This is a genomic window from Scrofimicrobium canadense (assembly GCF_009696615.1).
In the GTDB taxonomy this organism is placed as follows: domain Bacteria; phylum Actinomycetota; class Actinomycetes; order Actinomycetales; family Actinomycetaceae; genus Scrofimicrobium; species Scrofimicrobium canadense.
The window spans coordinates 1-16008 of sequence record NZ_VULO01000004.1; the positions used below are offsets into that span (position 1 = coordinate 1).

The following is a 16008-nucleotide window of genomic DNA, read 5'->3' on the forward strand; positions in this document are numbered from 1 at the left end:
TTTCAAACTCACCAAAGCCTGAAGAATCAACGTAGGATCAGAGACAGTGAAGGTGTTTCTATTATCTTTTTGGATCACACCTAAAAGTATGAAACACCTTCACACCCCACCAAAGTCCGAAGAGCCGCATAATATCGTTCGTCAGCCACCACCATCTGCCCCAACCTTTCGGAAGGCCGCAAAGCACGAAGAACAGTTCCTCGAAGTTTTTTGACGGGTATCTAGTTTTTTCATCTCTCACCGCATTGCGTGAAATTCAAACGCTTCCATTTACCGCATACTGGGCGATGTGGTAGCTGCCGGGGCGGCATGCAGCCCCGTGTACGGTTTTATAACCCCGTACGTGGGAAGGGGAAATCCAGGACCCTTTATAGGGGACTAGTTAGGGGATTAGCACCCGTTTCTGGGAAAAACTGGCTAGATCGTTGAAATCTAGTCAGTTCCTTTGGTCGGGCTGACAGGATTTGAACCTGCGACCCCTTGACCCCCAGTCAAGTGCGCTACCAAGCTGCGCCACAGCCCGTGGAAACAACAAGGATGAGTTTAGTGCTTGTGCTCCTGAGAGCAAAATCCATCATTGTGTTGCCCTTGTTAGGATCATGAGGTGGACATTCCTCTTCGACAGCGTTCCGATATTGCCAAAGCCGCGCGCGTGGTGGTGAAAGTGGGTTCTTCTTCTCTCACACAACCGGGAGGCCATCTGGATGTCAATAAACTCAATTATTTGGTAAGAGTGCTGGCCACACACCGTTTGGATACTGGTGAAGTGGTGTTAGTCTCTAGTGGCGCTCAAGCTGCGGCGATGGGACCACTAAACCTCCCAACAAAGCCGCGCGACTTGGCAACTGCGCAGGCCGCGGCCTCAGTTGGGCAAGGTCTTCTTATGGCACACTACACACAGGCCTTCCAGATTTTTGGCCTTCCTGTGGGGCAAGTTCTTCTCACGGCGGAGGATGTGTTGCGGCGATCGCAGTATCGCAACGCTCGTCGCGCTCTAGAACGTTTACTGTCGCTGGGAGTAGTACCCGTCATCAACGAGAATGACACCGTTGCAACAGATGAAATTCGTTTTGGTGATAACGATCGGCTTGCAGCGTTAGTCGCCCACCTCGTACATGCTGATGTGCTTGTGATGCTCACTGATGTTGACGCTCTTTATACCGCACCCCCGAAGCTCCCGACAGCTGAGAAGATTCGGGAAGTTCACCGCTTTGATGAAGTTGAACATTTGGATATTCGAGCGCGAGGATCCGCTGTAGGCACCGGAGGCATGGTGACGAAAGTGCAGGCGGCCGCTATCGCTAGTTCTTCGGGGATCCCTGTACTGCTCACCTCCGCGGATTTAATTGAGGAAGCACTCACAGGCGCGGACGTAGGAACGTGGTTTCACCCGACAGGCAAGCGCCTACCTCGTAGACAATTATGGTTGGCCTACGCTGCAGAAATTGCGGGCCGGATTATTGTTGATGAGGGCGCTGTGCGAGCGATTGCCGAGAGGAATGCTTCTTTATTGCCAGCAGGAGTGGTGCGTGCCGAAGGTGATTTCAAAGCAGGACAACCAGTGGAAATAGCCTCTCGGGAGGGAACAGCTATTGCACGTGGACTATCGGGATACAGCTCGCCACAAATCGGTGAGGTGAAGGGGCTCTCTATGGATGAAATTAGTGCAAAGCTGGGGGAGGAACTCGCTCACGAAGTGGTCCACCGTGATGAATTGGTGGTCATGGCACGGCATCGACGACTGAAGTAAGTAGGATTGATTCATGGATAACGCTGTTGCTGAGATCGCAAAAAAAGCACGTGTTGCATCACGCCAGCTGGCAATTGCAACTCGGGGAATGAAAGATGCTGGCCTCTATGCGATGGCCGAGGCATTGGTCGACATGGACGCCATGATATTGCAGGCCAACAAGGATGATGTCGAAAAGGGAAAAGAAAACGGCCTCACGCCAGGGCTCATCGACCGACTCACACTCACTTCAGAGCGGATCCGACAGATTTCGCAGGCTTTGAAAGATCTGGCGTCGTTGCCAGATCCTGTCGGTGAAGTATTGCGCGGTTCAACATTGCCGAATGGATTGCGTTTAAGGCAGCTCGCTGTTCCTATGGGAGTAGTGGGAATGATTTACGAGGCTCGCCCCAATGTTACTGTCGATGCTGCAGGACTAGGTCTCAAAAGTGGCAACGCAGTGATTCTGCGTGGTGGAAGTGCTGCGTTGGAATCCAATATGGCCATAGTGAGTGTCCTCAGTGAAGCTCTTGAGTCGGTGGGGTTACCTGCGGACGCTGTACAGTCTATTGACACGCTGGGACGGGAAGGCAGTGTCGCGCTTATGCGAGCCCGCGGACTTGTCGATGTCTTAGTGCCGCGTGGAGGCGCCGGGCTTATTCAGACAGTCGTGAAAGAAGCACAGGTTCCCGTCATAGAAACGGGTGTGGGTAATTGTCATATTTACGTCGATAGAGACGTTGACCAAGACCAAGCATTGCGCATCGTTGTCAATTCCAAAACCCAACGCAACTCTGTTTGCAATGCCGCTGAAACTCTGCTTGTCCATAGAGAGCAGGCCGCCACGTTCCTTCCCTCGGTAGTGCGCGCACTTGTCGACAAAGGGGTCACGGTTCATGCAGATGATGAAACCCTGTCTGTCGTCGGTAAGATGCCTGGGGTAGTAGCTGCCATTGATGATGATTGGGCGACTGAATATCTAGGACCTGAGATGGCAGTCGGGGTGGTACCTGACATTGATGCTGCTATTGCACATATTGGCACATGGTCATCGGGGCATACCGAAGCGATTTGTACAACTAGTTTGGCCGCTTCGGAAAAATTCACCAGTGAAGTTGATTCGGCTGTTGTCAATATCAACGCGTCAACGCGTTTCACTGATGGTGGAGAGTTTGGCTTAGGTGCAGAGATAGGGATATCAACGCAGAAACTGCACGCCCGAGGTCCGATGGGGCTTGGCGAGTTGACGACGACAAAGTGGATCGTTATGGGGGATGGACAGATTCGGGAATGATTGGTCCTAGTATTACGGTCCGACGGCAGCGTCTAGAGGGTCTACAGAAATTTCTGATTGACCACCACCAGATTATAAAAGATGCTCTCTATAGCGACCTTCGTAAGAGCCCCCAGGAAGCAGATTTAACGGAAATTGGTGTGGTGCTCTCTGAAATCGGGTGCGCACTAAAGAACCTCGACAATTGGATGCGGCCTCGGCGGCTACGGCTCCCACTTTCCTATTTGCCTGCGTCGGCTTCTCTGGTTCCTGAACCCTTAGGAAGTGTGCTGATCATTTCGCCGTGGAACTATCCACTTCAGTTGGCTTTAGCCCCGCTAGTTGGCGCTCTCGCCGCCGGAAACACTGCAACGATTAAACCTTCGGAACTTGCGCCTGCTACTGCAGAAATACTGAGTCTTGTTCCTCATTATGTGCCTGGCGTCTCCGTAGTTCTAGGTGGGGTAGAGGAAACTACTGCTCTTCTTACGCAAGACTTTGACCATATTTTTTTCACTGGAGGAGGTGCCGTTGGGCGAATTGTGATGGAAGCGGCGGCGAAGAACCTCACGCCAGTTACTTTGGAATTAGGAGGCAAGTCTCCAACCTGGCTTGACTCGTCAGTGAATTTGGGCGCTGCCGCGCGACGAATTGCCTGGGCAAAGTTTATCAATGCTGGCCAGACCTGTGTTGCTCCCGACTATCTAATGTGCCCGCCTTCGATGGTTGATGATGTAGTTGCGGCCATCAATAATGCTGTACATGCGATGTGGGGAAAGAATCCGCAAGATAGTCACGATTACGGAAGAATTATTAACGATAGACATTTTGAGCGTTTGCTTGCTCTCAAACCTGATGCTATTTCGGACCGAAACGATCTCTATGTAGCTCCTACAGTATTTGCCGCTGAAAATACAACTCATGACAGTATGTCTGAAGAGATATTCGGGCCTCTTCTGCCAGTTATTGGTATGGAACTGGCAGAAGCAATTGAGTATGTCAAAAGCGGCCCTAAACCGCTGGCAATCTATGTTTTTGGTCGTGAAGCAAAGAAACATTTTGTTGAACAGACTAGTTCAGGGGCCGTAGGTTCAGGCGTTGCGTTACTACAGGCAGGGGCTACTGGAATTCCATTTGGAGGTATCGGCGCTTCAGGGATGGGCGCCTATCATGGCAAATCCTCGTGGAATACCTTTACTCACATGAAACCAGTTATTTCAAAGCCGCTGTTTCCTGACACGCTTAGAATGATCCAACCGCCGTATAGTCCACTAAAAACAGCTATTATCCATATGGTTGCGCGTATCGAAAATACATGGGGCAGCCTCGCACGAAGGGGAAGGAGAGAGCTGAGTGAAGGTTCTTAGTGTCGTTGTTCCGTGTTACAACTCCGCCGATTACATGCATCGGTGCATAGACTCACTTCTCGTAGGGGCTGAGGACGTCGAAATCATTATCGTCGATGATGGCTCCACAGACAGTACCGCAAGTATTGCCGATTTCTATGCCGCTACCTTCCCTCACCTCGTGAGAGTAATCCACCAGGAAAATGGAGGGCATGGTGCGGCCGTCAATGCTGGTATCGCGGCTACACAAGGCACCTATGTTAAAATCGTTGATTCAGATGACTGGCTCTCGCCACAGGCGTATGCGACTGTTTTGGAGCTTTTGCGGTCATTCGTGGATAAAGACCGTCAAATTGATTTAGTCGTTAGTAATTTTGTGTATGAAACCGAAGACAAGCGACACAAGAGAGTGTCACGCTACACCAACTGTCTTCCATTAGATCGAGAATTCTCCTGGGCTAGTATCGGCCGATTCCGTCTTTGGCAATACATGTTGATGCACTCGCTTATCTATCGCACAGAAATCTTACGTGAGTGCGGACTTCAGCTGCCGCATCACAGTTTTTACGTAGATAATTTGTATGCTTTTATTCCTCTTCCTTCAGTACAGCGCTTGTACTATGCCAATATAGACCTCTATCGCTATTTCATCGGGCGAGAAGATCAGTCGGTAAATGAAACAGTAATGATCGGGCGGCTCGATCAACAAACTCGAATAAATCGAGAAATGTTCCGTTTTTTCTCACAGGTGCGTAGGCAGCCAGGACTCCCTGAGGCATTATTGCGGTACATGGCCCACTATCTACAAATCATCACAATGGTCTCGTCCATGATGGCATTAGTATCCAGGGACAGAGCCACGATACAAGGAAAAGAACAGTTTTGGGATGACCTTCGCCGTGAAGATCCGCAGTTGACAGACTACATGCGTAAACGTTTCTTCGGGCAATTAGTGAATCTTCCCGGTAGAGTTGGTGAAGAGCTAGCCGTTCTTGGGTATAGGGGCGCTCAGAAAGTGATTGGATTCAACTGAGATTCGGGGGGATGCAGAAATGCCCCAGAGTACTGCGAGCGATAGGGCGTTGCAGGGGCCTCGGCAATTACGCAAGAAATTAAAACAACGGTATGAGCGTTGGGAACAGCTGACGGTATGGCCTATGTTTATACTCTCCATCGTTTTCGTGGGAGTAAGCGCATATCTGATCGCAGCTCCATCGACGATGACTGCCAAACTGAGCTACACATTATTACTCGTTATGCTGATATTGTGGAGCCTTTTTATTCTGGATTATTTTGTCCGAATGGTCTTATCCGATAATCGGTGGCGTTTTTTTCAAACGCAGGCTTTTGAGTTAGTGGCACTCCTCATCCCTTATTTGCGTCCGTTCCTGCTGATACGGTACATATGGCGTCTACAATTCTTCAGGAGGCACGGCGCAGCAGGTCTTCGTATGCGTGCCCTTATATCTATTTCCCTCTTTGCCTTGTGTTATGTTTACACAATCTCAACATTGGTATTTCTTTTCGAAAGAGTCGATCCCAAAGCAAATATCGTCAACTGGGGAGACGCAATGTGGTGGGGTTTTACGACGATTTCCACGGTAGGATATGGAGATTTTACGCCGGTAACGGTCACGGGACGACTATTGGCCATTTGTTTGATGGTGGGAGGAATCTTCATTGTTGGTGTTACATCAGCGACGATGATCTCTGCATTCAATGATGAGCTAAAACACTACCTACACCACCATAGCGGTGAAAAGGTCAAGGAAAATGAAGAAAAACATGATGATGGTCGGATCCTCATGGATGCACTCTCAGTCGGTGAGCTAGAAACGGAGTATGCAAAACCGACACACTTGGATAGTGATTCAGTCAAACAAGCAAAGAGTCCCCAAGCTGAGTCTTAATAGAAAACACGATGTGTAGGAGCGAGGATTAATTCGCCCACAATGCGACACTCCCATCAGCGTGAGTGTATATTCAGCTAAAGTAATAAGTATGCATAATGGAACACGGTATCGCATCGCAGTGGCGGGAGCTTCTGGCTATGCGGGGGGAGAAATCCTTCGTATATTGTCGGGGCACCCCTCCTGTGAGATTGGCGTTCTCACCGCACATTCTCAGGTGGGGCAGCTAGTAGGCAAGGTTCAACCACATCTACGATCGCTAGCGCATAGGCGCTTTGAAGATACAACCCCAGAAAACTTCATTGGTCATGACGTCGTATTTCTCGCGCTTCCTCATGGCAAATCAGGGGAAATTTCCGATGCTATTGCACAGCTTGCACCAGAATGTCTCATTATCGACTGTGGTGCCGACCATCGCTTGATTGATGTCGAGGCATGGGACGAGTTTTATGGGGGCAGTTTTCACGCCCCCTGGGTCTATGGGGTACCAGAACTTCTTGTGGGGAAGACAAAACAGCGCGATAATCTTATTGGTGCTCAACGGATTGCAGCTCCGGGATGTAACGCCTCGACCGTAGCGCTTGCCTTGACCCCCGGTATTAGCGCAGGAGTTATCGACGGATCCGACGTTGTTGCAGTATTAGCAGTGGGGCCCTCTGGGGCTGGGAAGTCTCTCAAACCTAATCTGTTAGCTTCTGAGATCCTCGGCTCAGCCAGTCCGTATGCTGTCGGGGGAGTGCACCGGCATATTCCAGAAATTCAGCAGGCTCTTCGGGGTGCGGGTGGAGAAGACATCCGTATTAGCTTTACACCGGTACTAGTTCCTATGTCGCGTGGAATTTTGGCAACATGCAGCGCGCCGCTGTCGCCTGGAGTGGATGCTGCCACGGTACGTTCCGCTTGGGAAACAGCCTATTCCGATGAACAATTTGTTCAGCTGCTTCCAGAAGGTCAGCATCCTGCTACCGGATGGACTGTTGGCGCGAATACCGTCTTAATGTCAGTGACCGTAGATGAAAAGGCGCAACGAGTAGTGGTTATTGCCGCAGTCGACAACTTAGCTAAAGGAACTGCTGGCGCGGCAGTCCAGTCGATGAATATTGCCTTAGGTCTCCCTGAGGGAGCCGGGCTTAGCGTGAACGGAGTCGCCCCATGAGTGTCACTTGCCCTCAAGGTTTCAGTGCTGCCGGTGTGCATGCCGGGTTAAAAGCCCAAGATAAGCTTGATCTTGCTGTAGTTGTGAATAATGGCCCCAGTCAAGTGGGTACCTGCGTGTTCACGTCTAATAGAGCTAAGGCTAATCCTATTCTGTGGTCACAAAAGGCGATAGAAAGTGGAGTTATTGCCGCAATAGTGCTTAATTCTGGCGGGGCTAACTGTTTCACTGGCCAGTTTGGTTATGACACAACTAAACTCACAGCTGAAGAATCTGCACACATCCTGGGGACGATTCCTTCCCATATTCAAGTGTGCTCTACAGGCCTTATTGGCGAGGGCGGCACTGCCTTCCGTGAAGCTATTGTGAACGCGTTGCCTGTAGCTTTTTCGCAGGCTTCTGCAGACGGAGGGGACCGTGCAGCTCAAGCGATCATGACAACTGACACCGTTGCGAAAACAGCGGAATATCAGGGGGATGGCTGGTCTATCGGAGCGATGGCAAAGGGGGCCGGGATGCTGGCCCCTGGCCTGGCAACCATGTTGGTAGTGATCACAACGGACGCCGACATCAGCCAGCCAGTTGCACAGCATGCCCTCAAAGTCGCTACCTCAGTCTCTTTTGATCGGCTTGATGCTGATGGGTGTATGTCAACGAACGATCAAGTGACCCTGATGGTTTCCGGTGCCTCTGGTGTACGCGTTGAATCCGATACATTCGTGAACGCGCTTACTGAGGTGTGCATAGAGCTTGCACTAAAACTGCTTTCGGACGCTGAAGGTGCCAGCCACGACATTGCGATCAATGTTACGGGCGCAAGAAGCGTGGAGGACGCCCTGAGTGTTGGACGGTCGGTTGCCCGAAACAACCTTTTCAAAGCAGCAATTTTTGGAAATGACCCCAATTGGGGCAGAGTATTGGCCGCGATCGGTACAACTGATGCTCAATTCGACCCGTACAACGTGGATGTTGCACTCAACGGGGTGAGAGTATGTTCGCAAGGAGAACCTGATCGCCCGCGCGACGAGGTCGACCTCACCGAACGTGAAGTTGTTCTCGACATCGATTTGAAGAGCGGAAACTCGCGCGCAACAATCTGGACGAATGACCTTACCTACGACTATGTACATGAGAACAGTGCCTATTCATCATGAGTAAAATCGCCTTTAGGGATAAAGACCTTTCACAAGCATCTATTTTTGCCAGCACACTTATTTCCTCATTACCGTGGCTGGAAAAACACCGAGGCAAAGTCATCGTTATCAAATTTGGCGGCAATGCCATGATCAATCCAGAACTACAGGCTGCATTTGCCGATGATATTGCGTATCTACGGCATGTGGGTATACAGCCGGTAGTTGTTCACGGCGGTGGTCCCCAAATCACTGAAATGCTGGATCGTCTCGGTATACAGTCTGAGTTCCGGGGTGGCTACCGTGTGACTAACAGAGAGGCAATTGAAGTTGTACGTATGGTCCTACAAGGAATGGTAAATCCGCAGATCGTTTCCCTTATCAATAAACATGGGCCACTGGCCGTTGGATTCAGTGGTGAGGACGCTGCGATCTTCAAAGCGCATAAGATGCAAGCTACCATCGATGGTGACTCCGTTGATCTAGGTTTTGTTGGCGAAGTTGTCGAGGTAGATCCGCGTCCTGTTCTTGAACAACTCAAAGCAGGGAGAATCCCCGTGATCTCGACGATTGCTCCAGACATTGATGACCCGGGGGAAACTCTCAATGTTAACGCTGATCTTGCAGCTGGCGCCCTGGCCGCGGCTCTCAAGGCGTCACGAGCTCTGCTCCTCACCGATGTTGAAGGACTTTATGCGGATTGGCCGCGGCGCGATTCATTGATTTCTCAGATTGCTGTCTCTGAACTTCGTGAGCGCTTACCGTCTTTAGAGTCAGGCATGATTCCAAAAATGCAAGCATGCCTCGACGCCGTTGAAGGTGGAGTCCCTCGCGCGACAGTAATTGATGGGCGAGTACCTCATTCGGTTTTGGTGGAACTATTTACGGACGATGGGATTGGAACCGAAGTTAGGGGAGATGATGAGTGACGAAAACTGGAAGCAGCGCGCACAGAGCAGCATGGTAAATGCCTTCGGAGACCCCCTGGCGTGCATGGTTCGCGGGGAAGGCACACACCTTTATGACTCCACCGGCAAACGCTACCTGGACTTTTTGGGCGGTATAGCGGTCAACTCTTTGGGTCATGCACATCCTGTATTTGTTGATGCTGTAGCGTCACAGGCTACTGTCTTAGGGCACATTTCAAACTTTTTCGTGTCACCCCCCCAAGTGGAATTGGCCGAACGACTACTACGACTGTCTGGAGCTGAAAACGGTGGAAAGGTATTTTTTACCAATTCTGGGACAGAGGCAGTAGAGGCTGGACTCAAGCTTGCAAGGCTCCACGCGAATAAATACGGCAAAACGAAGATAATTGCCTTAGAAGGCGCCTTCCATGGACGCAGCATGGGCGCACTGTCACTGACGTCTAAAGCAAAATATCGGGACCCGTTTGCGCCGATGCTCCCCGGAGTCATCCATATTCCGGCAACCTTGGATGCCTTAGAAGACACATTTGATGATGACGTCGCAGCACTCTTTGTCGAACCCATCCAGGGAGAAGCTGGCGTACAACAACTACCGGAAGGCTTTCTTGAGCGCGCTCGGCAACTAACTGATTCTCATAGTGCACTTCTTATTTTTGATGAAGTTCAAACCGGTGCTGGCAGAACGGGGAGCTGGTTTGCCTGGCAGCTTGAGGGTGTCAAACCTGATGCCCTCACAGCCGCTAAGGGGCTTGCTGGAGGCTTTCCTATTGGTGCTCTGGTCGTTTTCTCTTCCTGCGCCGATTTGTTCTATCCGGGATCGCACGGGACTACGTTTGGGGGCAATCCACTTGCGACACACACCGCTAACGAAGTGTTGAGCTATATCGAAAGTGAAGGCATCCTTGCCAATGTAAAGGCGCAGGGTGAAGCTCTACGCAACGGAATCATGGCGTTGGAAAGTTCTTCAGTGAAGGAAGTCAGAGGAGAAGGTCTCCTATTGGGAGTAGAGCTTAATGAGCCTGTTGCTCCTGTAGTCGCCAAAAGAGCTTTCGACAAAGGCCTCATTATTAATGCCCCGTCAGATAGGGTCATACGATTGGCGCCACCACTCATCATTTCGGATGACGACGTTCAGGAATTCCTAGAGCTCTTTACGCTAGCACTCGAAGAACCCTCATGAGAATTGTCGCGTTAGGTCTCCTCACACTCGATGTTATTCAACGAGTAGGCACTTACCCGGCCCAAAATGAAAAGACTGTCGCGGATGAGACTATTCTCGATTTTGGAGGTCCTGCTGCTAATGCGGCTGCTGCGGCGGCGACTCTTGGTAGTGACACCACGCTCATATCAGCTATAGACGATGCTCCGCCGTCAATACTTGTCAAGGATTTGTTATCCTCGACAAGAGTTGACTTTGTTGCATTGTCCGAGGAGCAACCCGTTCCTGTCGCAACAGTGATTGTCTCTCAGAAATCCGGGGATCGAGCCGTCGTATCGTCATACAAGTCTCTTCCAACGTACAATCGTCTGGCTCACGGGCTGCCTCCATGCGACGTGCTATTACTAGATGGGCATCATCTCTCGAGTGCCATTGAGGCTGCCACTATCGCGAAAGATCGTGGTACTCCGATTATCCTCGACGGGGGATCGTGGAAAACAGGCCTTGATGAGCTTTTGCCAATGGTTGATGTAGCCATTTTGTCCGAAGATTTCGCTGGCCCCGCCGACTACGTAATGCCTTGTAAGTTCGTGGCGATTACCCACGGGCAAGATAATATCGAAATAGTTGCTCCCGAGAAAAGATTCATTTCTGTGCCACAGGTCGACGCCGTCAATACCCTGGGTGCGGGCGATGTTTTTCATGGCGCGTTTGCCCACTATATAGCAGGTTGGCCACTCACAATATCGGAAGTCCAATGCGCCCTTTCGCGGGCAGGCGAAGTGGCATCGTCGTTTTGCGCTAACCCGAGTACCCGTCTGCAGCTGCGATGAGAGAATACATGGTCGAGGTATGGACTGACATTTGTCCAAGAATATAGATGGTCTACGTTTGACCTGATACTGACATAGAAGTGTCACTGATGAAAGGAAGAAAATGGGCAACTTAACGGTAGCCGTTGTTGGAGCAACTGGGCAGGTAGGTGGCGTTATGCGCAAATTACTTGCTGAAAGAGACTTCCCTCTGACTACTATTCGTTACTTTGCCTCAGCACGATCAGCGGGAAAAAAGCTACCGTGGGGTAATCAAGAAGTTGTCGTTGAAGACCTAGAGTCCGCTAGCGTCGAGGACTTGCGCGGAATCGATATTGCTTTGTTTTCTGCGGGGGCAACCGCATCGAAGGCCTACGCTCCGCGATTCGCAGAGGCTGGCGCTGTCGTCATAGATAATTCTTCCGGTTGGCGCAAGGACCCACAAGTTCCTCTTATTGTCTCCGAAGTCAACCCACATGCGATTAAAGAGCGTCCGCTTGGAATCATTGCTAATCCTAACTGCACGACTATGGCAATCATGCCAGCTTTGCGTGCTCTAGCGAATGAATCACCGTTAGAACGCCTGCGTGTAGCAACGTACCAAGCGGTATCGGGGTCTGGGCTCTCCGGTGTTCGTGAACTAGGGTCCCAGGTACGTGAACTTGTTACTTCCGGGCAACCGATAGAAGAACTTACCTTTTCAGGCGATGCTGTGCACTTTCCAATTCCGCAAGTGTATGTAGCGCCAATTGCTTTTGATGTGGTTGCGCAAGCAGGAAACTTCGTTGATGACGGTAGTGGCGAAACGGACGAAGAACAGAAGCTTCGTTTTGAATCGCGAAAAATTCTCGAGCTTCCTGATCTCGCTGTTGCAGGAACATGCGTTCGAGTTCCCGTATTCACCGGGCACTCCCTCGTAGTACATGCTGAGTTTGCTGCACCATTGAGTGCCGAGCGTGCGACAGAGATTCTGTCAGGGGCACCCGGAGTTGTGTTAAGCGAGGTACCTTCGCCTCTTGAAGCAGCAGGAAATGACCCAACATTTGTGGGACGCGTCCGTCAAGATCAATCGGTCCCTGAAGGTCGAGGACTGGTTTTCTTTGCAGCAGCTGATAATCTTCGCAAGGGTGCCGCACTCAATGCCATCCAAGTAGCTGAGCTAGTTGCTGAAGAAATCGCTACAGCTTAACAGCCTCATGTGCTCTTGTATTTGAGCTATGAAACTGCTGTGTGGGGATAGGTGAAACTAGCACCCACACAGCAGTTTTGGCGTTGAGCAATATGGTAAAGACTGAAAGATCTCCCTCAATCTTCTGTGAGTAGACGTGCTCCATGGCCAGGCGTTAGCCTATGCACTGAATAGGAACCATGAGGGTCCAGCCTCTTCAATGACTCTTCGGCTTCATCAAAGCGATCACTGGTGAGTAATACCAATACAGTTGGTCCTGCTCCAGAGATGAACGCACCGTATCCGTCCTTCCGAAGTCCCTCAACAAGCGCCATAGAAGAGGGCATGAGGGAAGTACGGGCATTCTGGTGCAGTCGGTCAGAGGTTGCCGTATGGAAGAGGCCCGGTTCTTCCGCCATCGCATGGACCAAAAGAGCCGTTCGTGAAGCATTGGCCACAGCATCAGTGAGAGGTACTTCTAGTGGTAGAACCCCTCGTGCAGTTGTTGTAGCTAGCTCGAACGATGGAACCAGAGCAAGAACGGCAACGTCTGGATGGATCCTTGAACGCCGAGCGCGCACTCCTGCATCAGGGGTATCTACGTCGGCCCCGCCCCAGGTAATCACGAAACCACCCAACACAGCAGGAGCCACATTGTCTGCGTGCCCCTCGCGCCGATAGGCTTCACGCAGAAGCCACTCTCGGTCAACTGGCTCATCTGCACGCGCCAAACCCCAGCCAAGCAGTAGACCTGCCACCAATGCTGCAGACGACGAACCTAGACCGCGTCCGTGGGGTATTGTGTTGTGTGCGGTGAGTCGGAGACCCGGTGTATGGGTACCAAGATCGTCCAAAGCCTCGAGAACGGTCGCGATGACGAGATGCGTCTTATCACGGGGAACTGAAGACTGTCCTTCACCCGTAACCTCAGCAACGAATCCTTGATTCGTGACCTGAATCGTCGTAGAGTCGTACCAATTCAAGGCCAATCCGAGTGAATCAAAGCCGGGGCCAAGATTAGCACTTGTGGCAGGGACCTGGACAGTGACGGATCGTCCAGGAGTTAGTTGAGTCCGCACGCAGCTGCCACCTGGTACACATCTGCTGACACAATTTCGGTTTCGATATCTCGTCCCAACAGCGCTGTATCAATGTCCTTGAGTCCGTTGCCCGTGACGGTAATAGCAAAACGCAGCCCACTGGGTACCTGCCCGGCTGCTTTAAGCTTGAGCAGACCAGCAACCCCAGAAGCCGATGCTGGTTCCACAAATATACCTTCTTGAGAAGCCAAAAGTGCTTGCGCCGCAAGGATTTCCTCGTCAGTAACCGAATTGATGAGTCCACCTGACTCATCGCGTGCCGCAATGGCAAATTCCGCAGAGGCGGGATTCCCGATCCTAATAGCAGTAGCAATAGTCTCAGGCTCACTCACGGGGTGCCCCAAAACTAAAGGTGCAGCTCCTGCTGCTTGGAAACCCCACATTTTCGGTTTTCTAGTAGCCTTCCCTGCCTCGAAATATTCTTTATAGCCTTTCCAATATGCCGTAATATTTCCAGCATTTCCCACTGGAAGAAGATGTACATCCGGCGCATCCCCAAGCGCATCAATAATCTCAAAAGACCCGGTCTTTTGGCCTTCAATTCGATTAGGGTTAACGGAATTTACTAAGGCAATAGGATAGTGTTCTTCCAGTTTGCGTGCCACCAAAAGGCAATCATCGAAGTTGCCATCAATTTGCACAATTTTCGCGCCGTAGACAATCGATTGAGCCAGTTTCCCTTTTGCTATTTTCCCAGCTGGCAATAAAACAACCGGCGTCATTCCAGCGCGAACTGCATAGGCAGCTGCTGAAGCAGAGGTGTTTCCTGTCGATGCGCATACAACAGCTTTTGCACCTTCAGCAGCAGCAACGCTGACGGCAACTGTCATACCGCGATCCTTGAAGGAACCGGTGGGGTTAGCTCCCTCAACCTTAATCCATACATCTCCATCAACAGCTTCTGACAGTGTTGGAGCATGAACGAGGGGAGTGGATCCTTCCCCTAGAGAAATAACCGGGCCATCAGGTGTGATTGGTAACCATTCACGGTAGCGTTCTATAAGTCCCTGTTGGACGATGGATTCTGACATTTCAACCCCACAATTCAGTTGTTGCTAGCTGAGCTCCCTCAACCAGAGCCGCCAATTTTGCCCAGGCAATTTGCCCGTGGATACGACCGCCTAGGCCACAGTCCGTTGACGCAATTACATTTTCGCGTCCGACAAGTTGTGCGTAGCGAATGATACGATCGGCGACTAAACGTGGGTGTTCCACAACATTAGTCGCGTGAGAAACTACTCCAGGAATAATCAGCTTCCCTTCGGGAAGTGCAGTGTTCTCCCACACGCGCCACTCATGTTCATGGCGGACATTCGCTCCTTCAAAGGAATAAGCACCGGCCCGAATGGTGAGCATGAGATCGACAATGTCCTCAAAAGGAAGATCTGTAGTGTGAGGTCCATGCCATGAGCCCCAACATAGGTGGAAACGAATACGGTCTTCGGGTAGATCACGAAGAGCATAGTTGAGGGCTTCCACCCTGACTTTCGTGAATGCTAAGTAATCTTCAGTCGAAGGCTCAGGAGTGATCTGATCGAAAGCTTCAGCAATTGAGGGGTCGTCGATTTGTAGAATCAAACCTTCATCAATGATCGCCTGGTATTCCTCACGCAGTACATCGGCCCACGCATAGAGCCATTCTTCGTCCGATGAATAGTACTCATTACCGATCCGACTAGCTGAGCCTGGCGACAGTGCGGTGATGAATCCTTCTTCAGCGCCCGTTTCCTCAACGGCAGCTTTCATGTTTGCGATGTCGACTGCTAGAGCATCGTGACCAATATATGAAAGAGGTCCGGTTGCTTTTGGGAAAGATTTGGCTCCCTCAGACCGTATGGATACGCCCGAAGTGGGGTCAGTATATGCATCGTGAAAAGCAGTCCAATCGCGACGATAGCTAAAACCAGTAAGCTGCGGATTTCCCGGCTCAGAAATGACATTGCTATCTGTCCACATCGTGTCGCTGGACAGTTCAAGTCCTCCGGTTCGGGCAAATGAATAGGTCCACCAGGCCCCAAAATCCAGCTTGGAGCTCATCGCTTTTCCATACTCACCGTCGCCAACGATATCGAGGCCCGTATCAATTTGACGTTCAACTAATTCCAGCACCTGCTCTTCAAGGAATGAGGAAAAAGCATCCCATCCGCCAGGATATTCGCCTTCGGTCCAAAGCTTGTTGGCTTGTAAAAGAGCCTCAGTTCTAGGTAAGGACCCAGCCTGTGTTGTCAAAATCCGGTCTGAAGAGTCGAGCATTCGTGCCTCCGGCTGTGAATTGTTCCGAAGTGAATGTACC

The 16008-nt window shown here is 51.0% G+C and carries 14 protein-coding genes and 1 tRNA gene; 11 read left to right on the top strand and 4 right to left on the bottom strand.

The window, feature by feature from the left end; genetic code table 11:
* Positions 1–446 precede the first annotated feature (446 nt).
* Positions 447–523 (bottom strand) — tRNA-Pro (locus tag FYJ24_RS03675).
* A gap of 81 nt (positions 524–604) precedes the next feature.
* Here FYJ24_RS03675 and proB point away from each other — a divergent pair.
* The 11 genes from proB to FYJ24_RS03730 all read left to right on the top strand — a co-directional run bounded on the left by proB (position 605) and on the right by FYJ24_RS03730 (position 12636).
* Positions 605–1750 (top strand): glutamate 5-kinase, encoded by a 1146-nt coding sequence (gene proB, locus FYJ24_RS03680; RefSeq protein WP_318656507.1) that lies wholly within the window; start codon positions 605–607, stop codon positions 1748–1750.
* 13 nt (positions 1751–1763) lie between these two features.
* Positions 1764–3023 carry a glutamate-5-semialdehyde dehydrogenase gene (locus FYJ24_RS03685; RefSeq protein ID WP_154543730.1) on the top strand — a complete coding sequence of 420 codons (1260 nt, stop codon included), beginning with the start codon at positions 1764–1766 and terminating at the stop codon, positions 3021–3023.
* Positions 2987–4369, top strand: a complete 1383-nt coding sequence (locus tag FYJ24_RS03690; RefSeq protein ID WP_206192481.1) for an aldehyde dehydrogenase family protein — start codon at positions 2987–2989, stop codon at positions 4367–4369. The genes FYJ24_RS03685 and FYJ24_RS03690 overlap by 37 nt, the downstream gene beginning before the upstream one ends.
* On the top strand, positions 4356–5381 hold the full coding sequence (locus FYJ24_RS03695; protein WP_206192482.1) for a glycosyltransferase family 2 protein: 1026 nt from the start codon (positions 4356–4358) through the stop codon (positions 5379–5381). The genes FYJ24_RS03690 and FYJ24_RS03695 overlap by 14 nt, the downstream gene beginning before the upstream one ends.
* 19 nt (positions 5382–5400) lie before the next feature.
* On the top strand, positions 5401–6258 hold the full coding sequence (locus FYJ24_RS03700; RefSeq protein WP_154543732.1) for a potassium channel family protein: 858 nt from the start codon (positions 5401–5403) through the stop codon (positions 6256–6258).
* A 91-nt stretch (positions 6259–6349) separates the two neighbouring features.
* Positions 6350–7414, top strand: coding sequence for an N-acetyl-gamma-glutamyl-phosphate reductase (argC, locus tag FYJ24_RS03705; RefSeq protein ID WP_154543734.1), 1065 nt, complete (start codon positions 6350–6352; stop codon positions 7412–7414).
* Positions 7411–8568, top strand: coding sequence for a bifunctional glutamate N-acetyltransferase/amino-acid acetyltransferase ArgJ (argJ, locus tag FYJ24_RS03710; protein WP_154543736.1), 1158 nt, complete (start codon positions 7411–7413; stop codon positions 8566–8568). Before argC ends, argJ begins: the two co-directional genes overlap by 4 nt.
* Complete coding sequence (gene argB / locus FYJ24_RS03715; RefSeq protein WP_154543738.1) at positions 8565–9476, top strand: acetylglutamate kinase; 912 nt, start codon at positions 8565–8567, stop codon at positions 9474–9476. Before argJ ends, argB begins: the two co-directional genes overlap by 4 nt.
* Positions 9439–10656 carry an acetylornithine transaminase gene (locus tag FYJ24_RS03720; RefSeq protein WP_225871981.1) on the top strand — a complete coding sequence of 406 codons (1218 nt, stop codon included), beginning with the start codon at positions 9439–9441 and terminating at the stop codon, positions 10654–10656. Before argB ends, FYJ24_RS03720 begins: the two co-directional genes overlap by 38 nt.
* Positions 10653–11468 carry a PfkB family carbohydrate kinase gene (locus FYJ24_RS03725; RefSeq protein WP_154543740.1) on the top strand — a complete coding sequence of 272 codons (816 nt, stop codon included), beginning with the start codon at positions 10653–10655 and terminating at the stop codon, positions 11466–11468. Before FYJ24_RS03720 ends, FYJ24_RS03725 begins: the two co-directional genes overlap by 4 nt.
* A 103-nt stretch (positions 11469–11571) precedes the next feature.
* A complete protein-coding gene (locus FYJ24_RS03730) occupies positions 11572–12636 on the top strand; it encodes an aspartate-semialdehyde dehydrogenase (RefSeq protein ID WP_154543742.1) in 1065 nt (354 codons plus the stop codon).
* Positions 12637–12752: 116 nt separating this feature from the next.
* On the opposite strand, the gene thrB is transcribed toward FYJ24_RS03730, so the two are convergent.
* From thrB to FYJ24_RS03745, 3 genes are read right to left on the bottom strand one after another with little or no spacing between them, the layout of a single operon-like run.
* Positions 12753–13694, bottom strand: coding sequence for a homoserine kinase (thrB, locus tag FYJ24_RS03735; protein WP_154543744.1), 942 nt, complete (start codon positions 13692–13694; stop codon positions 12753–12755).
* Positions 13679–14746, bottom strand: a complete 1068-nt coding sequence (gene thrC / locus FYJ24_RS03740; protein ID WP_154543746.1) for a threonine synthase — start codon at positions 14744–14746, stop codon at positions 13679–13681. The genes thrB and thrC overlap by 16 nt, the downstream gene beginning before the upstream one ends.
* Position 14747: 1 nt before the next feature.
* A complete protein-coding gene (locus tag FYJ24_RS03745) occupies positions 14748–15968 on the bottom strand; it encodes a cobalamin-independent methionine synthase II family protein (protein WP_154543748.1) in 1221 nt (406 codons plus the stop codon).
* Positions 15969–16008: the final 40 nt, after the last annotated feature.

What these genes read in the sequence shown, in the direction of transcription:
- FYJ24_RS03685 (WP_154543730.1), top strand. Translation starts at nt 1,764, where the DNA reads ATGGATAACGCTGTTGCTGAGATCGCAAAAAAAGCACGTGTTGCATCA.
- FYJ24_RS03700 (WP_154543732.1), top strand. Translation starts at nt 5,401, where the DNA reads ATGCCCCAGAGTACTGCGAGCGATAGGGCGTTGCAGGGGCCTCGGCAA.
- argC (WP_154543734.1), top strand. Translation starts at nt 6,350, where the DNA reads ATGCATAATGGAACACGGTATCGCATCGCAGTGGCGGGAGCTTCTGGC.
- argJ (WP_154543736.1), top strand. Translation starts at nt 7,411, where the DNA reads ATGAGTGTCACTTGCCCTCAAGGTTTCAGTGCTGCCGGTGTGCATGCC.
- argB (WP_154543738.1), top strand. Translation starts at nt 8,565, where the DNA reads ATGAGTAAAATCGCCTTTAGGGATAAAGACCTTTCACAAGCATCTATT.
- FYJ24_RS03720 (WP_225871981.1), top strand. Translation starts at nt 9,439, where the DNA reads ATGGGATTGGAACCGAAGTTAGGGGAGATGATGAGTGACGAAAACTGG.
- FYJ24_RS03725 (WP_154543740.1), top strand. Translation starts at nt 10,653, where the DNA reads ATGAGAATTGTCGCGTTAGGTCTCCTCACACTCGATGTTATTCAACGA.
- FYJ24_RS03730 (WP_154543742.1), top strand. Translation starts at nt 11,572, where the DNA reads ATGGGCAACTTAACGGTAGCCGTTGTTGGAGCAACTGGGCAGGTAGGT.
- thrC (WP_154543746.1), bottom strand. Translation starts at nt 14,746, where the DNA reads ATGTCAGAATCCATCGTCCAACAGGGACTTATAGAACGCTACCGTGAA.
- FYJ24_RS03745 (WP_154543748.1), bottom strand. Translation starts at nt 15,968, where the DNA reads ATGCTCGACTCTTCAGACCGGATTTTGACAACACAGGCTGGGTCCTTA.